The organism is Streptomyces albus subsp. albus (assembly GCF_000719865.1).
GTDB classification, from domain to species: Bacteria; Actinomycetota; Actinomycetes; order Streptomycetales; family Streptomycetaceae; genus Streptomyces; species Streptomyces albus_E.
Window position 1 is genome coordinate 1 of sequence record NZ_JOID01000031.1, and the last position, 17,675, is coordinate 17,675.

Consider the following 17,675-nt stretch of genomic DNA (forward strand, 5'->3'; position numbering starts at 1 on the left):
ACGGGCCAACCCCCGGCACGGATGCCGTAACCCCAGCCGCAGCGACACCCGCCGGCCCGCGACGCACCCGCCACCACCACCGCGCCGCCCACCCGGCGCTCTGACCGCAGCGGTTCTCCGGACAGGTATCGACGACGAACTGGCGGGCCCAGAGGCGAACTTCACTGCCTAACCGACAGACGGCAGACGGCAGTCAACGGACGGCAGGCACGGACGACAGACTGCAGACATTCGGCGGCAGTTGACCACGGCGATCGGCTTCGACAGCCAGTGATCCGATGACCAAGTTCGCTGTGCTATCCGCTCAGCGGCCGTGGGTGCTCCGTATGCCCCAGCCCTGCCCGGCCGGCACCAGATCCGGAGATGAGCCAGGTCGTTTTCCGCCCGCCTGGCATACCGTCTGGCCTGCTGCCTGCTGCCTGCTGCCTGCTGCTGCCGCCTTACTGCTGCCGCCTGCCGCGACCCATCGGCCCGCCATGACCGTCCGCCGACACCCGGTCAACCGTCCGCCAGCCGCTCGTCAACCGTCCGCCGACCGATCTACCGGCCCGTCTGTCGGCGGTGTCCCGTCGGTCGCCCTCTCCGCTCCGCACCACGCGGCTCCGCACCACGCCGCTCTCGCACCTCGCCGCTCCGCACCACGCCGCTTCCCGATGCCGTGGCAGCGTCTCCTACCGTCGGCGCGTGTTCGCCAGCCTCTGCCTCATCCATGGCGTCAACGGCCGTTCCACCCAGTGGTGCAGCAGCCACGCCAGCATCAGCATCCCGGCGAGCGTTCCGGCGAACGTCGCGGCCGACGGCACTCCCCATGTCCGGTGCAGCACCTGCACCGTCACCCAGCCCAGATGCTCGTGCACCAGATAGAACGGATAGGTCAGCGCGCCCGCGACGGTCAGCCACCTCCAGTTCGCCCACCGGAGGTATCCCAGCGCAATCAGGCCGACCGCCACGAAACCGGCTGTGACGATCAGAACGATGACCAGTGACGACCGGTATGAGAAGGCCGGCACGTCCGCAGGGTGCCAGAGGTTGTCCACCGCGTACTTCTGGCCGATCAGCCAGCTGATGCCCACGACGCCCCACGCGACGGTGTCGCGACGGTCCCGGTACAGCAGGTACAGGCCGATGCCGCCGATGAAGAAGGCCGAGTGCTCCGGCATCAGCACGATGGCCGGCAAGGGCTCCCCGCTTGCCTCGGCCATCGCGGCCGCCAGCGTCCACGCGGCGCAGAACATCAGCACGCGTCCCCTCGTCGCCCCGGGCACCACCACGAACAGCGCGAAGAGGACGTAGAACCTCAGCTCCACCCAGAGAGTCCAGTCCACGCCCAGAACCCGCTCGGAGCCCAGCGGCTCCTGCAGCATCGTCATATTGACCAGCGCGTCACTGGGCGATACGGCGTCGTACCCCACCCACGGCAGCGCGAAGACCAGCGTGACGAGCACGACCGCCGCCCAGTAGGCCGGGTAGAGCCGGGCGACGCGGGAGGCGAAGAACGAGCGCAGGGGGCGCCCCCAGCCGCTCATGCAGATCACGAAGCCGCTGATGACGAAGAAGACCTGCACGCCGAGACTGCCGTACGCGAAGACCTGTGAGGCGCTGGGGAACTGCTCGGCGGGCGAGGTTCCCCAGGCGCGGCCGATGTCGCCGTCCCGGCCGCCGTAGTGGTAGCAGGCGACCATCAGGGCGGCGACGAGCCGCAGTCCGTCGAGGGCGCGCAGCCGGGGTTGCGGCCGTCCGCGCGCCCCCGCCCCGCCGCCCTCCAGTCCTGCGCCGGGCAGGGCGGCTTCGCCGGAGGCGCTGGGCCTGCCGGAGGCACAGGGCGTGCCGGAAGCGCTGGGCGTGCCTGAAATACCGCGCAGGCCGGACGGATCCGGGATGCCCGACGTGTTGGGGCTGCCGGGGGAATCCGGGCTGTCCGGCACCGCCGCCGGCCACGGGCTGTCCGGCACCGCCGCCGGCGCGGACGGCGCGGACGGCCCGTCCGCCGTCGGCGGCAGTGGTGCCGGGCGCAAGGCGCCGTTGTCGGTGCCTGTCACGTGCGCCCCGTCATCGAGCCCTGCCCCGCTTGCCCGTGATCCGGCGCTGCACCGTGCGTGCCCGCCGGACGGCCCGCCGGACCGCCGGATTGCGCGGGAGGAAGGCGAGTTGTGACGGGACCGCGCCGGGGAGCCCGAGCGCGGTGAGGCGGCGCCGTTTGAAGTACCGCCAGGTGTAACCGTCCAGGTGATCGCGGAGGTAGCGTTCCGCCACCGGCCGCAGTCCGGGGTGGAGCTGTGCCTGCATGGCGTATCCGACGGCCGTGACCAGATCGGTCAGCTGTTCTCCCGAGCGCAGCAGCGCGGGCGTGGTGGCACCGCGGAGCACGGCGCTGTCGGCGTCCAGGTCGGGCAGCAGCGCGTCAACGATGGTGACGGGCACCCGGTTGCTGTTCTGGTACGGGCTGAGCCGCTCCAGCAGCAGCTCCGTACCGGTGCGGGCGACCGGTAGCCGGTAGAAGGCCGCGGCGGTCAGCAGCGCGGTGGAGAAGCAGCCGGCGACGAGCGCGGGCCGCATGCGCTCGTAGAGCACCTCGGCGAGCACCGGGGTGTCCAGGACGGTCAGTTCCAGGCCGAGTTCACCGGCCTCCTTCTCCAGCATCCTCGACCAGCGCGCGGGCGCGGTCGGGTGCGGTTTGAAGACGACGTGGTGGTGGCCGAGTGCGGCCACCCCGCGCAGCATCCGCACGTGGAGCCGCTCCTCCTCCTCGGCGGTGAGGATGTCCAGCGCGGAGAGGTATTGCCCCAGCAGCAGAGCCGGACCACCGGCCTTCCCGGTCTCCCCGGCCTTCCCGGCCTTCCCGGTCTCCCCGGCCTTCCCGGCCTTCCCGGGGACAGCGCCGGAGAGCCGCAGGGGCAGCACATCGTCGTCCACGGCGGCGGCCACTTCGGCGAGTACGGAGGTGAAGGCCGCGGTGGGGACGATCCGCTGTTCGACCCCGAACTCGGTGAGCAGCAGCGGCCGCAGGCCCGGCACGAGGTCGAGGTGGAGCAGCCGGCGGATGCGGGTGCCGACGAGGGCGTCGATCTTGTTGCGGGTGGGCCCGTAGCTCATGAGACCGTCGGCGTACACGTCGACGGCGGCGTCCGGGAACAGTTGCGCCAGTGCCAGGGCGGGGTTCACCTGGATGGACTCGACCACGACCTCCACGTCGTCGTCGCCCAGGCCCCACAGCAGCCGCAACTGCCGCTCCCACAGCGGTACGTCGTCGGGGCGCGGGGCCCAACCGCTGGGGTGATAGGGGCTGATGGTGTCGTTCCAGGACAGCACCCGGTCGAAGCGGGACCGCAGGGGCTGGAAGCCGGGCATGGTGTCGAGCGGTGGGGCGGTCTCCGGGGTGGCGGCGTTGTTGCTGACGAGCAGCAGCCGGCGTCCGGACGGCTGGAAGCAGCCCGCGTCGAGGGCGGCGGCGAGCGTGGCGGCTCCGTAGAGGGTGGAGGCGACGAAGATCTGCGTCCGGCCCCGGGGGGAGGAGGCGCGGGGCGTGGTGCCGGCGTTCGCCGTGGTGGTGCCGGCCGGGGCGTCCGGGGCGTGTGTGCTGTACTCGGCGTCCGTGCCGCCATGGGCGTCCGTGCCGCCCATGGCGTCTGCGCCGCCCGTGGTGTCCGTAACGTCCTGGGCGTCCGTGCCGCCCGGGCTCCCGGAGGCGTCGCCGGAGCTGCCGGGGCCGGGGGCGGTCTCGTCGTGGTCGGCGGGGCCGGGCATCAGGCCGCCACCTCCGCGCCGGAGAGGGCGGCCCGCCGGCGCAGCCGCCGGAGCCGCGAGCCGCGCCGCAGGTCCATCGAGTCGAGGGCGTCCTTGAGGACGTCCTGCGGCATGCGCCGCAGGGCTGCGGCGCTCATCGAGCGCAACTTACGTGCCACGGCCGGTTCAAACCTCTCCATATTGCCGAGATGGTGGGCGATGATCGCGCAGTACGTCCGTACCGCCTTCGGGAGCAGCAGGTCCGCGTCCCGGTCCCGCGAGGTCTCCTCGACGACCTGGTCGAGCGCGCGGATGAAGTCCAGTTGCCGGACGTCCCCGATCTGCGTCAGGGAGGTGGCGATGCCGCGCCGGTAGAAGACGCCGTGCAGTCCGACGACGGCGAAGGACTCCGCCTCCCGGTGCAGCCGCCAGATCCACGGCCGGTCCTCGGCGGTGCGCAGGCCGTCATGGAAGCGGAGCACGCCGTTGTCCGCGAGGCGCCGGTGGTAGATGCCGGCCCACGCGTAGGCGTAGTCCACGGAGGTGGAGCGCTCCGCGGGCAGGATGGCGTCGCGCGGGTTCATGACGACGTGGCGCGGACCGTGCGGCACCCGGCGGAGGGAGCGGCTCCGGCCGGTGTTCTCGACATGGTCGGTGCGAACGAAGTCGCAGCCGAAGTCCTCGATGGCGGCGACGAGTTCCGCGTAGTGGCCGGGGGCGAGCCAGTCGTCGCCGTCGAGGAAGGTCAGGTACTCGCCGTGCGCCGCGTCGATACCCGTATTGCGTGCGGTGGCGAGCCCGCTGTTCTTTTCGTGCCGCAGCACCACGGAACCGGGAAGCTCGCGCTCGGCGCGGGCCAGGATTTCCGGCGTTCCGTCCGTCGAGCAGTCGTCGACGAGGATGAATTCGAAATCCTGTCGCGCGTTGGCGTGCAGACTTCTGAGTGCGTCGGGTGCGAACGCCTGGACGTTGTAAAAGGGCACGATGACGGAGAGCTTGACCACCCGGGCGACGTTAGGCGGAGGCCAGTCATTCGTCTTGTCCATCGGTGGGAATTCTGGTGAACGAAGCATGGCGGAACGGTTAACTCGACTTCTGTGCAGGCTGATTCGCCGTCCGGCGACTTCTTGTTAACCCTTTGTTGAGATGGCGTTGGGCCGGGAAACGAAAAGCCTTCCTAGCGTTTTCGACGTGCCAGCCAGTACCAGTCCTCGTCCGCGGGTCGCCGTACTCGCCGATTCCGATACGCGATGGAAATGGGGCGCGCTCACCGCGCACCGCATCGCGCCGGATCACCGGCTTGACGGCTTTCTCCTGCGCGGACGAGCCACGCCGACCGCCCGTCAACTCGACGAGGTGGGAGTCCGCGCGGACTCCCTCCGCGAGGTGACCACCGCCGGGTTCCTCCGCGCGGTCACCGGCGAGCCGTACGACGTGGTCGTCCTGGCGTGCGTCGGCGGGGCAGTCCAGGCGATGCTGCACGGCCTGGCCCGCGCCACGGCCGGCGCCGGCGAGGTGGAACGCGGCGAGGCCGGCCCGGGTGCCGCGGCCAACGGCACCACCCCAGCCCTCGGCACCGTCCCCGCCCCCGGCACACCCGCCCCCGGCACACCCGCCCCCGGGCCGGCTCCGGGGGAGCGGCCCCACACCGTCTGCTTCGCCGTCCAGCCGTCCGTACCGGACAACCGCGCGGGACGCGATTACCTGCTGCGCCGGGCCGCCGGGCACGCGCGGCTGCACCCCGACCGCGAGGTGCTGATCAAGCTGCGCAGCAAGCCCGGCGAGCACACCACGCACATCGAGGAACTGCCGTACCAGAAGCTGGTGTCCAGGCTGCCCGGCGGCCTGCCCGCCAACTGCCGCCTGGTCTACGGGCACATGGGCGAAGTGCTGGACCGCACGGACCTGCTGGTCACGGTCAGCTCCACGGCCGCCCTGGAGGCCCTGCACCGCGGGATCCCCACGGCCGTCCTCACCGACCTGGGCATCCGCGAGGCACTCGGCAACCACCATTTCCTGGGCTCCGGCTGCCTGGCCTCCTGGGACGAGCTGGACGCCGGGCACCGGCCGGAGCCGGACCGCTCCTGGCTCGCACGGCAGGGGGTGGCCGCCGACGGCCACTACGAGCACGCCTTCGACGCCGCCCGCGAGCGGATCGCCGAGCTGCTGGCCCGGCCCGCCCTGCCGCCCATCGCGCCGTACTACACCACCTTCACCGCGCCCGGTTACCTGCCCGGCATCCTCGCCCGTTACGGGCTGGACGTCCGCGGCGAGCCGACGGGCTCCGGCGCCGAGGACGACACGGCCGCCCGCGGCGTCCGGCAGGTCGTCAGGAGCGCCGTACGGGACGCGGCGCGCGGTGCCTACCGCCACGGGGTGCAGCGCGTGGCGCCCGTCATCCGCCGGCTGGGGGAGCTGTGAGCGGCCGCCGGGACACGGCCGCCGGCCCGCGCCCGCCCTCGTCGGGACCTGCCGAAGCCGCGTCCGCGCCTTCCGCACCCGCATCCGTGTACGCACCCGCACCCGCTCCCGGGGACCGGCGGCAGCCGCCGCACCGGAGCGAGCAGACCGGGGCCCCAGGGCCCTCCGAAGGAGCCACCATGCCGCAGCCCGGAGCCGAGGCCGCGGGCCGGCCCGCGAGCCGCCCCGGGAAGGACGGGCCGTCCGTACTGGCCGTCATCCCGGCCCGGGGCGGGTCGAAGGGCGTACCCGGCAAGAACCTCGCCGCGGTCGGCGGCGTGCCGCTGGTCGTGCGCGCCGTCCGGGAGTGCCTGGCGAGCCGTCATGTGACGGACGTCGTCGTCTCCACCGACGACGACGCCATCGCCGCGGCGGCTCTCGGCGCCGGGGCCGAGGTGGTGCGCCGCCCGGCCGGCATCGCGGGTGACACCGCCACGAGCGAGGCGGCCGTGCTGCACGCCATGGACGCCCACGAGGCGCGGCACGGCCGCGGTACGGACGTCGTCCTGCTCGTGCAGTGCACCAGCCCGTTCCTGCTCCGTGAGGACATCGACGGGGTGGCGGCGGCGGTGGCCGAGGAGGGGGCCGACAGCGCGCTGACCGTCGCGCCGTTCCACGGCTTCGTCTGGCGCGAGACCGGGGGAGCCGGCGGAGCCGGGGGAGCGGACGGCACCGGCGCTACGGACGGCACCGGCGACGAGACCGGCGCCGGCGGCATCGACGGCGTCGGCGTCAACCACGACAAGGCGCACCGCCCCCGCCGCCAGGACCGCCCGCAGGACTTCCTGGAGACCGGGGCCGCGTACGCCATGGACGCCGCGGGCTTCCGCGAGGTGGGCCACCGCTTCTTCGGCCGCACCGTGCCCGTGCGCACCGACCCGGCCCGGGTCCTGGAGATCGACGACCCGCACGACCTGGCCCGCGCCCGCGCCCTCGCGCCCCTGCTGGACGCCCCCTCGGGCACCGGCGAGGACGCCGCGACCCGGCCCCGGGCGCTTCCCACCCGCGACGACATCGACGCGGTGGTACTCGACTTCGACGGCACCCAGACCGACGACAGGGTGTACGTCGACTCCGACGGACGGGAGATGGTCGCCGTGCACCGCGGCGACGGGCTCGGCATCGCCGCACTCCGCCGCACCGACGGCCTGAAGCTGCTGATCCTGTCCACGGAGCAGAACCCGGTCGTGGCCGCCCGGGCCCGCAAGCTGCGGGTCCCGGTACTCCACGGCATCGACCGGAAAGACCTCGCGCTCAAACAGTGGTGCGAGGAGGAGGGCATCGCGCCCGAACGTGTGCTCTACGTCGGCAATGACGTGAACGACCTGCCCTGCTTCGGCCTCGTCGGCTGGCCCGTGGCGGTCGCGAACGCCCACGACGTCGTCCGCGGCGCAGCCCGCGCGGTGACGACGACCCGCGGGGGCGACGGCGCGATCCGCGAGATCGCCGGATGGGTCCTCGGCCCCACGCTCTGACTCCCACGCTCCCAACTGCCCACGCTCCCAACTGCCCACGCTCCGACTGCCCCACGACCCGCAGACCGCCCCGGGCAGACCGCCCCACGGCAGACCGCCCCACCGACCATCCCGCACAGCCCACCGCACAGCCCACCGCACGAACCCCGACCGAACACCCCGCAGACCACAGCCGAACAGCCCATCCCGGGCCGGCCGCCCGCTCGGGGTCCGCACCGGAACGCGCCACCCGGCCAACGCGCCACAGAGCACCGGAACGTTCCGCAGCACCCCAACACCGCGAGAACCCCGAGAACCCCCGAGAACCCCGAAAAAGAGGATCTTCCTGATGAGCACCACGTCCCGTCTTCGCACCCTCGGTGACCGCCTCGCCGGACCGGGCCAGCCCGTGTACATCACCGGCGAGATCGGCATCAACCACAACGGTGACCTGGAGAACGCGTTCGCGCTGATCGACGCCGCCGCCGACGCCGGCTGCGACGCCGTCAAGTTCCAGAAGCGGACCCCCGAGGTCTGCACCCCGCGCGACCAGTGGGAGATCGAGCGCGACACCCCCTGGGGCCGCATGACGTACATCGACTACCGGCACCGCGTCGAGTTCGACGAGGACGGCTACCGGCAGATCGACGAGCACTGCAAGAAGCGGAACATCGCCTGGTTCGCCTCCCCGTGGGACGAGGAGTCCGTCGCCTTCCTGGAGAAGTTCGACGTCCCCTGCTACAAGGTGGCCTCCGCCTCGCTGACCGACGACGGCCTGCTGCGCGCCATGCGCGCCACCGGCCGCACCGTCATCCTCTCGACGGGCATGTCCACCCCGAAGCAGATCCGGCACGCGGTAGAGGTGCTCGGCAGCGACAACATCCTGCTCTGCCACGCCACCAGCACCTACCCGGCGAAGGCCGAGGAGCTCAACCTGCGCGTGATCAACACGCTCCAGGCCGAGTACCCGAACGTGCCGATCGGCTACTCCGGCCACGAGACCGGTCTGCAGACGACCCTCGCCGCCGTCGCCCTCGGCGCCGCCTTCGTCGAGCGCCACATCACCCTCGACCGCGCCATGTGGGGCTCCGACCAGGCCGCCTCCGTCGAGCCGCAGGGCCTGCAGCGCCTGGTCCGCGACATCCGGGTCGTGGAGGAGGCGCTCGGGGACGGCGTCAAGAAGGTCTACGAGAGCGAGCTCGGTCCCATGAAGAAGCTGCGCCGGGTCGCCGGGGTCGTCGCCGAGGGCGCCGACCGCGAGCCCGCGGCGGTCTGAGACCGGGAGGCCAGCCGCTGTGAGCAGATCCCGTACGGACGGTGGGACGGACGGGGCGGCGGACGGCGTACCGGGTGGTGCGGCGGACGGCGTGACGGGCGGCAGGACGGGCGGCATGACGGCCGGCCCCACGGGCGGCGGCAGCGGCGCCCGTGACGGCCGGCCGGACCCGGCGGCGGAGCGCCCGCGCGGCCTCCGCCGCCGGTCCGCCCGGCGCGCCGCCACGGAGCCGGCCGGGCCCGGCAGCGGGGACACGCTCGCCTTCGTCGAAAGCCCCGTCCAGCTCCTGAACGTCCTGGAGTGGCTGTACGCGCACATCGGCCGGGGTGCCGGGGGGCCGGCCGAGGTCACGGTGGTGGTCCTGTCCAACAACGACCCCATGACCCGGGGTCAGCTGCGGCGGATGGCCGAACTCGCCCGCGAGGAAGGGGTCGGCGTCCGCTGGGAGGACGCGCGCGGCGGCGCCTCCGCCCCGCTGCGCACCGTGGGGTCGCTCTCCGGCGCGCTCCGGCGCGCGCGCCGGGTCGTCATCGGCGATCCGTTCTCGCGCTACGTGCAACTGCTGCTGACGCTCACCCGCGCGCCGGAGATCGTGGTCGTGGACGATGGGACGGCCACCATGGAGTTCGTCGCCCAACTGGCCCGCGGTGAGCGCCTGGTGCGCTGGCACCGGAGCGGCAGGGGCGGCATCGGGGGAGCGCGCGACGCCGTGTACGCGCCCGTCTCGGCCGCCGCCCGGCGGCGGCTCACCCCGGGCGCGGGCCGGTCCGTCGAGGTGTTCAGCTCGATGCCCGTCGAGGCGCCGGACGGGATGACGCTCCGCGCCAACGACTTCGCCTGGACGCGGCGCCGTTTCGGTCCGCCCGCGCTCACCCGGGGGGCCGACCTGGTCGGCACCAACCTGGCCGAGACGGGTGTGGTCGACACGGAGCACTACATCCGTGCCGTCACGGCCCTGGCCCGCGAACACGGCGCCACCCGCTACTTCGCCCACCGCCGGGAGAGCACGGAGAAACTGCACCGGCTGGCGGAGGAGGCGGGGCTGGAGATCGTCCGTCCCGAGCTGCCGCTGGAGCTGATAGCGCGCCGGGGTCCCATCGGGCGCAGCGTCGTCAGCTTCCCCTCCACGGTGCTGCACACCTTGCCGCTCGCGCTCGCGGGTACGGAGGTGCAGGTGTCGGCCTGCGACATCGACCCCGCGTGGCTGACGGAGGGCGCCTCGCCCCGGGCGGAGGGGTTCCTCGCCGTGGTCACCGGCACGGCCCGCGACGTGCACCGGCTGCGATCGGCTCCGTCGACCGGGCGGTGAACCGGGCGGGCGGTGAACCGGGCGGTGAGTGTGCCGGACGGCAGTGAGCCGATCCGGCAGTGAGCCGATCCGGCAGTGAGCCGATCCGGCAGTCAGCCGGGGCCGGGCGCCGGCCGGACACTGAGCCGGGCCCGGAAGGCCGACCGGGCCGCGGCGGCCGGCCGCGCCGTGCGGGCCGGTCGGACGAGGCCGGCGGCAGCCGGTGACGCACCTGATGCCGCACCGGGTGCCGTACCCGGTGCCGCACCGGGCCTCCGTTCACCCGCCCGGTCTCATATGCCGGGCAGCCGCCGCAGATGGGTATCAAAGCTGGCTACCCCCCAGACGCTGCGGTTATGCGGCGGAGACCCGGTTTTTCTTCGCCTGACGGGTGGAACTTTTGTTGATCGACAGGCGTCGGCGGGTCCAACAGCCGTACCCTGCACAGGGTGAACCACGTGATGTCCCCCGAGCCCGACGCCGAGCTGTCCGCGGACCACACCGCGGAACCCCACGCTCCGGGATCCGGAACGGTATCCACCGCGGCGGCCGTGTCCGCCCGGATCGCCGCCGGCGGCCCCCGGATGCCCGGCGCGCTGCCCGACTCCCTCTTCGCCGAGCTCGTCGCGTTCCGCCGGGACCTCCACATGCACCCGGAGCTGGGCAACCAGGAGTTCCGCACCACGGCCGCGATCAAGGCGCGGCTGGAGCACGCGGGTCTCGCCCCGAGAGTGCTCCCGGCCGGCACGGGGCTCGTCTGCGACATCGGTTCCGTCCCCCTTCCGGCCACCGCCCCGGCACCGGGCGGGGACGCCGCCGGAGCCGCGGCCGCCCGGGCGGCCGCGGACCGCCCCGTGCTGGCGCTCCGGGCGGACATCGACGCGCTGCCCATCCCGGACACCAAGACGGTGTCCTACCGTTCGACGATCCCCCACCGCGCCCACGCCTGCGGCCACGACGTGCACACCACGGTCGTCCTCGGCACCGGCCTGGTCCTCGCCGAGCTGGCCCGGGAGGGCCGGCTGCCGCACCCGGTCCGGCTGATCTTCCAGCCCGCCGAGGAGGTGCTGCCCGGCGGCGCCCCCGACGTCATCGAGTCGGGCGTCCTGGACGGGGTCGGCCGCATCCTCGCGGTGCACTGCGATCCCCGGGTGGACGTGGGCCGGATCGGTCTGCGCACCGGCCCGATCACCTCGGCCTGCGACCGGCTGGAGGTCTCCCTCGACGGCCCGGGCGGGCACACCGCCCGTCCGCATCTCACCACCGATCTGGTGACGGCCGCCGCGAAGGTCGCCACCGAGGTGCCCGCGCTGCTCTCGCGCCGGGTCGACACCCGCTCCGGGCTCGTCGTGACCTGGGGCCGGCTGGAGACGGGGCACGCCTGCAACGTCATCCCGCAGCACGCGGAGCTGTCCGGCACCGTCCGCTGCCTCGATCTGCCGGCCTGGCGGGCGGCGCCCGACCTGGTGCACGCCGCGATCGACGAGATCGCCACCCTCGGCGGGGCCAAGTCGGAGATCAACTACGTCCGCGGGGTGCCGCCGGTGGTCAACGAGCACGGCGCCACCGAGCTGCTGGCCGACGCGATGACCGCGCGGCGCGGGGCGGACGCGGTGGAGGACACCGAACAGAGCCTGGGCGGCGAGGACTTCTCCTGGTACCTGGAGCGGGTCCCGGGCGCCATGGCCCGGCTCGGGGTGCGCAAGATCGGGGACACCTCGCGCCGCGATCTGCACTGCGGCGACTTCGACGTCGACGAAGAGGCGATCCGGGTCGGCGTCGAGCTCTTCACGGCCGCGGCGCTCCTGGACGGCCACCGTCCGTAGCTGTGCGGGGCTGTGCGCGACCCGGGCGGTGCCACGCGGCCCGCACCCCTTCGCGGCGCCCCGTGCCCGGCCGCGGTGCTGCCGGACGGCCACCGTCCGTAGCCGGGCGGACGGCTGTGCGCACAGGGGCCCGCACCGCTTCGCGTCGATCCGATAACGGCTGCGGAAGAGGGGTTTTCCCGGCATCTACGCGCGTTACGATGCGAAAAAGCCAGCGCCGCTGCCAGGCGCTCGTCCTACACAGCGCCGCACAACTGCGCTCGTCCTAAGGGGAAGTCCTCGTGCGCCGGGTAACCAAGATCGCTGCCGCGGGTATGGCCTCCGCGGCCCTCATGCTCACCACCGCCGCCTGCGGTGAGTCCTCGACGGAGTCGGGTGGCAAGGAGAAGGGCGTCGGCCTCGCCTTCGACGTGGGCGGCCGTGACGACCACTCGTTCAACGAGTCGGCGGCCCGCGGTGTCGACAAGGCCAAGGACGAGCTGGGCGTCGACGCCAAGATGATGACGGCCAAGAACAACGAGACCGAGGCCGACCGCGAGCAGCGGCTGTCCTCCCTCGCGGAGGCGGGCTACAACCCGGTCATCGGTGTCGGCTTCAACTACGGCAAGTCGATCGAGAAGGTCGCCAAGCAGTTCCCGGACACCACCTTCGGCGTCGTCGACTCCGTGTCCGAGGGCAAGAACATCGACAGCATGGTCTTCTCCGAGCACGAGGGCTCCTACCTCGCCGGAGTCGCGGCCGCGCTCAAGTCCAAGACCGGCAAGGTCGGCTTCATCGGCGGCGTGAACAACGCGCTGATCCAGAAGTTCGAGGCCGGCTTCGTCCAGGGCGCGCAGGACACCAAGAAGGACATCGAGGTCTTCCCGGAGTACCTCTACCCGAACAACGACAAGGGCTTCAACGACCCGGCCGCCGCCAAGGCGAAGGCCAAGGGCATGCTCGACCGCGGCATCGACGTGATCTACACCGCGGCCGGCCAGTCCGGCGCCGGCTCGATCGAGGCCATCGCGGGCAAGAAGGGCACCTGGGCGATCGGCGTCGACTCCGACCAGTACCAGCAGCCCGGTCTGGCGAAGTACAAGGACTCGATCATGACCTCCGTGGTCAAGAACGTGGACGTGGCGGTCTTCGACCTCATCAAGAGCGTCGAGGACGGCAAGCCCCTGACCGGCGTCAACGCCTACACCCTGAAGAAGGACGGCGTCAGCCTCGCCACCTCCGGCGGGTTCATCGACGACATCCAGCCGAAGATCGACGCCGCCAAGGAGAAGATCGTCAGCGGCGAGGTCAAGGTCGACGAGCAGCCGAAGCGCTGACACCGGTTCCCGCCGCGGAACCCCGGGCCCGGGGAAGGTCCTCCTTCTCCGGGCCCGTGTACGGACCGGATGCTACGCGCGTAGCATGGAGGGGCGGGGTAGCTTCGCTACTGTCCCCCAGAACGCTTGTGTCCCTCCCATCTCGTCCGGCCGGTTCCGGCCGGCGCCCCCGTCCCGCTCCCTTCTCCGAGGAGAGTGCGCCATCAAAGCGTCCAGCAGCAGTTCACGTGCGGACAGCGCCCCCGCGGTCGAACTGCACGGCATCACCAAACGGTTCCCCGGCGTCGTCGCCAACCACGACATCGACATCACCGTCGGCCGCGGCACCGTCCACGCGCTCGTGGGTGAGAACGGCGCCGGCAAGTCCACCCTGATGAAGATCCTCTACGGCATGCAGAAGCCGGACGAGGGGACCATCACCGTCGACGGCGAGCAGGTGTCGTTCGGCAGCCCCGGCGACGCCATCGCCCGCGGCATCGGCATGGTGCACCAGCACTTCATGCTGGCCGACAACCTGACCGTCCTGGAGAACGTCGTCCTCGGCGCCGAGAAGCTGCACGGCATCTCCGGCCGGGCCCGCGCCCGGATCATGGAGATCTCGGACGCCTACGGCCTGGGCGCCCGCCCGGACGTCCTCGTCGAGGACCTCGGCGTCGCCGACCGCCAGCGCGTGGAGATCCTCAAGGTCCTCTACCGCGGCGCCCGCACGCTCATCCTCGACGAACCCACGGCCGTCCTCGTGCCGCAGGAGGTCGACGCGCTGTTCGACAACCTCCGCGAACTCAAGGCCGAGGGACTGACCGTCATCTTCATCTCCCACAAGCTGGGCGAGGTGCTGTCCGTCGCCGACGACATCACCGTCATCCGGCGCGGCACCACCGTCGCCTCGGTCAAGCCGGCCGACGTGACGCGGAAGCAGCTCGCCGAGCTCATGGTCGGCAGCGAACTCCCCTCGCCGGAGACCCGCGAGTCCACGGTCACCGAGGTCCCGATGCTGACGGTGGACTCCCTCAGCCTCTCGGCCACCGACCCCGACGGCGTGGTGCGGGCGGTGCTCGACGACGTCTCCTTCACCATTCACCGGGGCGAGGTGCTGGGCATCGCCGGAGTGGAGGGCAACGGCCAGGCCGAACTGGTCGAGGCCGTCATGGGGATGCGGATACCCGACGGCGGCACCGTCGTGCTGGACGGGGACGACCTCACCCACACCGCCACCCGCAAGCGCCGCGAGGGCGGCATCGGCTACATCCCCGAGGACCGGCAGCGGCACGGCCTGCTGCTGGAGGCCCCGCTCTGGGAGAACCGCATCCTCGGCCATGTGACCGAACGCCCCAACAGCAAGGGCGGCCTGCTCGACATCAAGGCCGCCCGCGCCGACACCCAGCGGATCGTCCGGGAGTACGACGTCCGCACCCCCGGCATCGACGTCACCGCGGCCAGCCTCTCCGGCGGCAACCAGCAGAAGCTGATCGTCGGCCGCGAGATGAGCCACGGCCCCAAGCTGCTGATCGCCGCGCACCCCACCCGGGGCGTGGACGTCGGCGCCCAGGCGCAGATCTGGGACGCGATCCGGGCCGCGCGCCGCGAGGGCCTGGCCGTGCTGCTGGTCTCGGCCGACCTCGACGAGCTGATCGGCCTCTCCGACACCCTGCGGGTGATGTTCCGCGGCCGCCTGGTCGCCGACGCCGACCCCGCGACCATCACCCCCGAGGAGTTGGGCTCGGCCATGACCGGCGCCGCCAGCGGCACCCTGCAGCCGTCCGCCGACCGTTCCGACCGTGACGGCGCACCGCACGAGACCCGTGGGGAGGAAGAGGCATGAGCACCACGACTCCCGCCCCGCAGGGGCCCGGAGGGACCGCCCCGGAGGCCGGACGGCGGGCCGCCGTCGACTGGCACCGGGTGGGCCTCGGCATCGCCGCCCCGCTGCTCGCCATCGTCGCGGCCCTGGTCATCACCTCGCTGATCTTCCTGACGACCGGTGACAACCCGTTCCGGGCCTTCTCGATCATGGTCGAGTACGGTTCCAAGAGCGACAGCCAGATCGTCATCATCAACAAGGCGATCCCGTACTTCCTGTCCGCGCTGGCCGTCGCCATCGGCTTCCGGATGAACCTCTTCAACATCGGCGTGGACGGCCAGTACCGCATCGCCGCGTTCTTCGCCGCGGTCGTCGGCGGGGCGCTGGCGCTGCCGGGCATCGTCCAGATCCCGGTGATCATGATCGTCGCGATGATGGTCGGCGCGCTCTGGTCCGGCATCGCCGGCCTGCTGAAGACCACCCGCGGCGTCAGCGAGGTCATCAGCACCATCATGCTGAACGCCATCGCCGGCGCGATCATCGGCTACTTCCTCCAGGACGGCCGGCTCGCGGTCCGCGACGGCAACATCATCCACACCGAGCCGATCCCCGAGTCCGCGCACTTCTTCGAGATCCCGACCGGGCAGGCCCCGGTCAACGGCTTCATCGTCGTCGCGGTGATCGTCGGAGTCCTGTACTGGTTCCTGCTGAACCGCACCCGGTTCGGCTTCGACCTGCGCACCGTCGGCCGCTCCGAGTCGGCCGCGCAGGCCGGCGGCGTCAGCGTCGGCCGCATGGTCGTCACCAGCATGCTCCTCTCCGGCCTCGTGGCCGGCCTGGTCGGCATGCCGACCCTGCTGGGCGAGTCGTACAACTACGGCACCGACTTCCCCAACGGCATCGGCTTCACCGGCATCGCCATCGCCCTGCTCGGCCGGAACCACCCGGTGGGCATCGCGCTCGGCGCGCTGCTCTGGGGCTTCCTGGAGCGCACCGGCGGCCGGCTCGAATTCGAGGGCTACGCCCAGGAGATCGTCGGCGTGATGCAGGGCGTGATCGTCCTCTGCGTCGTCATCGCCTATGAAGTCGTCCGCCGCTACGGCCTGCGGACCCAGCAGCGCAAGGTCGGCGAACGCCTCGCCGCCGAGGCCCGGAACAACGGGAAGACCGAGAAGGCGGAGGTGTCCGCATGAGCACGAACCTCACAGCCGCGGTCGCGAAGGGGCGCAGCGGCGGGAACGGGAAGCGGGACGGCAAGCGGGAGCGCGGCAGGCTGTCGTACCCGGTGGTCCTGCTGATCATCTCCGGGGTGCTGCTGCTCCTCTCCGTCCTGCGCGCCTGGACCGGCGCGGGCGACCTCACCTCCTCCGGCCAGTACGGGGGCGCGCTGATCGCCGCCGTGCCGATCGGCCTCGCCGGACTCGGCGGCCTCTGGGCCGAGCGCGCGGGCGTCATCAACATCGGCCTCGAGGGCATGATGATGCTGGGCACCTTCTGCGCCGGCTGGGCCGGCTACCAGTACGGGCCGTGGGCCGCCGCGCTGGCGGGTGTCATCGGCGGTCTCCTCGGCGGACTGATCCACGCCATCGCCACGGTCTCCTTCGGCGTGGACCACATCATCTCCGGTGTGGCGATCAACATCCTGGCGCTGGGCGTCACCCAGTACCTCGCCAAGCTGCTGTTCGGCGCCGAGGGCTCCGAGGCGGCCGCCGCGGGCGGCAACGACAAGCAGTCGCCGCCGATGGACGACATGTCGAGGTTCTCCGTCCCCCTGCTCTCCGACTGGCTGGGCACCCTGGAGAAGAAGGACTGGTTCCTGCTCTCCGACGCGGCGGGCATCCTCCGCGGCCTGACCACGGACGTGTCCTGGCTGACCCTGGTCGCCGCGGGACTCTTCGTCGGCACCTTCTTCGTCCTGTGGCGCTCCTCCTTCGGCCTGCGGCTGCGCTCCTGCGGTGAGAACCCGACCGCCGCGGAGTCGCTGGGCGTCAACGTCTACACGTACAAGTACGCGGCGCTGCTGGTCTCCGGCGGGCTCGCGGGCCTGGGCGGGGCGTTCATGGCCATCGGCGTGCACTTCTACTCCGACGGCCAGACCGGCGGGCGCGGCTACATCGGCCTCGCCACGATGATCTTCGGCAACTGGCGGCCGGGCGGCGTCGCGATGGGCGCGGGCCTCTTCGGCTTCATGGACAGCCTCCAGCTCCGCGGCGGCGGCGACACCGTCCACGCGCTGCTGCTGCTGGCCGTGGTGCTGCTGGTCGCCGTCACGCTGTGGAAGCTGCGTGTCACCAGCTACCGCACCGCCGCGATCAGTTCGGTCTTCGCGCTGCTGCTCGTGCTCTGGTACGCCTTCACGGAGACGGTGCCGCGCGAGTTCGTCGAGGCCACCCCGTACGTCGCGACCCTGCTGGTGCTCGCGCTGGCCGCCCAGCGGCTGCGGGTGCCCAAGGCCATCGGCAAGACCTACCAGAAAGGCCAGGGCAAGTAAGTGACCGCTGTCCCCGTCCGGGAAACCGACTGGGAGGCCC

12 protein-coding genes are annotated in these 17,675 nt (G+C 72.2%); 9 read left to right on the forward strand and 3 right to left on the reverse strand.

All coding sequences use genetic code 11. The features are described 5' to 3' along the window. Window positions 1-671 precede the first annotated feature (671 nt). From IF83_RS0125320 to IF83_RS0125330, 3 genes are all read right to left on the reverse strand, one after another. The gene (locus tag IF83_RS0125320) at window positions 672-1,781 is read right to left on the reverse strand and encodes an acyltransferase family protein (protein ID WP_030547989.1); all 1,110 of its coding nucleotides are present in this window, start codon (window positions 1,779-1,781) and stop codon (window positions 672-674) included. A gap of 268 nt (window positions 1,782-2,049) precedes the next feature. Further along, window positions 2,050-3,744 (reverse strand): alpha-2,8-polysialyltransferase family protein, encoded by a 1,695-nt coding sequence (locus IF83_RS0125325; protein WP_244177202.1) that lies wholly within the window; start codon window positions 3,742-3,744, stop codon window positions 2,050-2,052. After that, window positions 3,744-4,727 carry a glycosyltransferase family 2 protein gene (locus tag IF83_RS0125330; RefSeq protein ID WP_030547992.1) on the reverse strand — a complete coding sequence of 328 codons (984 nt, stop codon included), beginning with the start codon at window positions 4,725-4,727 and terminating at the stop codon, window positions 3,744-3,746. Before IF83_RS0125330 ends, IF83_RS0125325 begins: the two co-directional genes overlap by 1 nt. Window positions 4,728-4,914: 187 nt before the next feature. Here IF83_RS0125330 and IF83_RS0125335 point away from each other — a divergent pair, with 187 nt between their 5' ends. From IF83_RS0125335 to IF83_RS0125375, 9 genes are all read left to right on the forward strand, one after another. After that, entirely contained in the window at window positions 4,915-6,144 is a 1,230-nt protein-coding gene (locus tag IF83_RS0125335) for a DUF6716 putative glycosyltransferase (RefSeq protein ID WP_030547993.1), read from the forward strand. Window positions 6,145-6,323: 179 nt separating this feature from the next. Then, a complete protein-coding gene (locus IF83_RS0125340) occupies window positions 6,324-7,658 on the forward strand; it encodes an acylneuraminate cytidylyltransferase (RefSeq protein WP_051723378.1) in 1,335 nt (444 codons plus the stop codon). A gap of 328 nt (window positions 7,659-7,986) precedes the next feature. Continuing rightward, a complete protein-coding gene (locus IF83_RS0125345) occupies window positions 7,987-8,913 on the forward strand; it encodes an N-acetylneuraminate synthase family protein (protein ID WP_030547995.1) in 927 nt (308 codons plus the stop codon). Between the two features lie 115 nt (window positions 8,914-9,028). Further along, window positions 9,029-10,222, forward strand: coding sequence for a hypothetical protein (locus tag IF83_RS0125350; protein WP_030547996.1), 1,194 nt, complete (start codon window positions 9,029-9,031; stop codon window positions 10,220-10,222). A gap of 563 nt (window positions 10,223-10,785) precedes the next feature. Then, entirely contained in the window at window positions 10,786-12,027 is a 1,242-nt protein-coding gene (locus IF83_RS0125355; RefSeq protein ID WP_051723392.1) for an amidohydrolase, read from the forward strand. 281 nt (window positions 12,028-12,308) lie between these two features. Further along, on the forward strand, window positions 12,309-13,343 hold the full coding sequence (locus IF83_RS0125360; RefSeq protein ID WP_030547998.1) for a BMP family lipoprotein: 1,035 nt from the start codon (window positions 12,309-12,311) through the stop codon (window positions 13,341-13,343). An 85-nt stretch (window positions 13,344-13,428) separates the two neighbouring features. Further along, window positions 13,429-15,165, forward strand: coding sequence for an ABC transporter ATP-binding protein (locus tag IF83_RS0125365; RefSeq protein WP_078843858.1), 1,737 nt, complete (start codon window positions 13,429-13,431; stop codon window positions 15,163-15,165). Next, window positions 15,162-16,337 (forward strand): ABC transporter permease, encoded by a 1,176-nt coding sequence (locus tag IF83_RS0125370; protein WP_030548000.1) that lies wholly within the window; start codon window positions 15,162-15,164, stop codon window positions 16,335-16,337. The genes IF83_RS0125365 and IF83_RS0125370 overlap by 4 nt, the downstream gene beginning before the upstream one ends. Next, the gene (locus tag IF83_RS0125375) at window positions 16,334-17,635 is read left to right on the forward strand and encodes an ABC transporter permease (RefSeq protein WP_030548001.1); all 1,302 of its coding nucleotides are present in this window, start codon (window positions 16,334-16,336) and stop codon (window positions 17,633-17,635) included. Before IF83_RS0125370 ends, IF83_RS0125375 begins: the two co-directional genes overlap by 4 nt. Window positions 17,636-17,675 lie beyond the last annotated feature (40 nt).

Excerpts from the sequence above, each read along its gene's own strand:
- IF83_RS0125325 (WP_244177202.1), bottom strand. The coding sequence starts at position 3,744 with ATGCCCGGCCCCGCCGACCACGACGAGACCGCCCCCGGCCCCGGCAGC.
- IF83_RS0125340 (WP_051723378.1), top strand. The coding sequence starts at position 6,324 with ATGCCGCAGCCCGGAGCCGAGGCCGCGGGCCGGCCCGCGAGCCGCCCC.
- IF83_RS0125345 (WP_030547995.1), top strand. The coding sequence starts at position 7,987 with ATGAGCACCACGTCCCGTCTTCGCACCCTCGGTGACCGCCTCGCCGGA.
- IF83_RS0125350 (WP_030547996.1), top strand. The coding sequence starts at position 9,029 with ATGACGGCCGGCCCCACGGGCGGCGGCAGCGGCGCCCGTGACGGCCGG.
- IF83_RS0125355 (WP_051723392.1), top strand. The coding sequence starts at position 10,786 with ATGCCCGGCGCGCTGCCCGACTCCCTCTTCGCCGAGCTCGTCGCGTTC.
- IF83_RS0125365 (WP_078843858.1), top strand. The coding sequence starts at position 13,429 with ATGGAGGGGCGGGGTAGCTTCGCTACTGTCCCCCAGAACGCTTGTGTC.
- IF83_RS0125370 (WP_030548000.1), top strand. The coding sequence starts at position 15,162 with ATGAGCACCACGACTCCCGCCCCGCAGGGGCCCGGAGGGACCGCCCCG.
- IF83_RS0125375 (WP_030548001.1), top strand. The coding sequence starts at position 16,334 with ATGAGCACGAACCTCACAGCCGCGGTCGCGAAGGGGCGCAGCGGCGGG.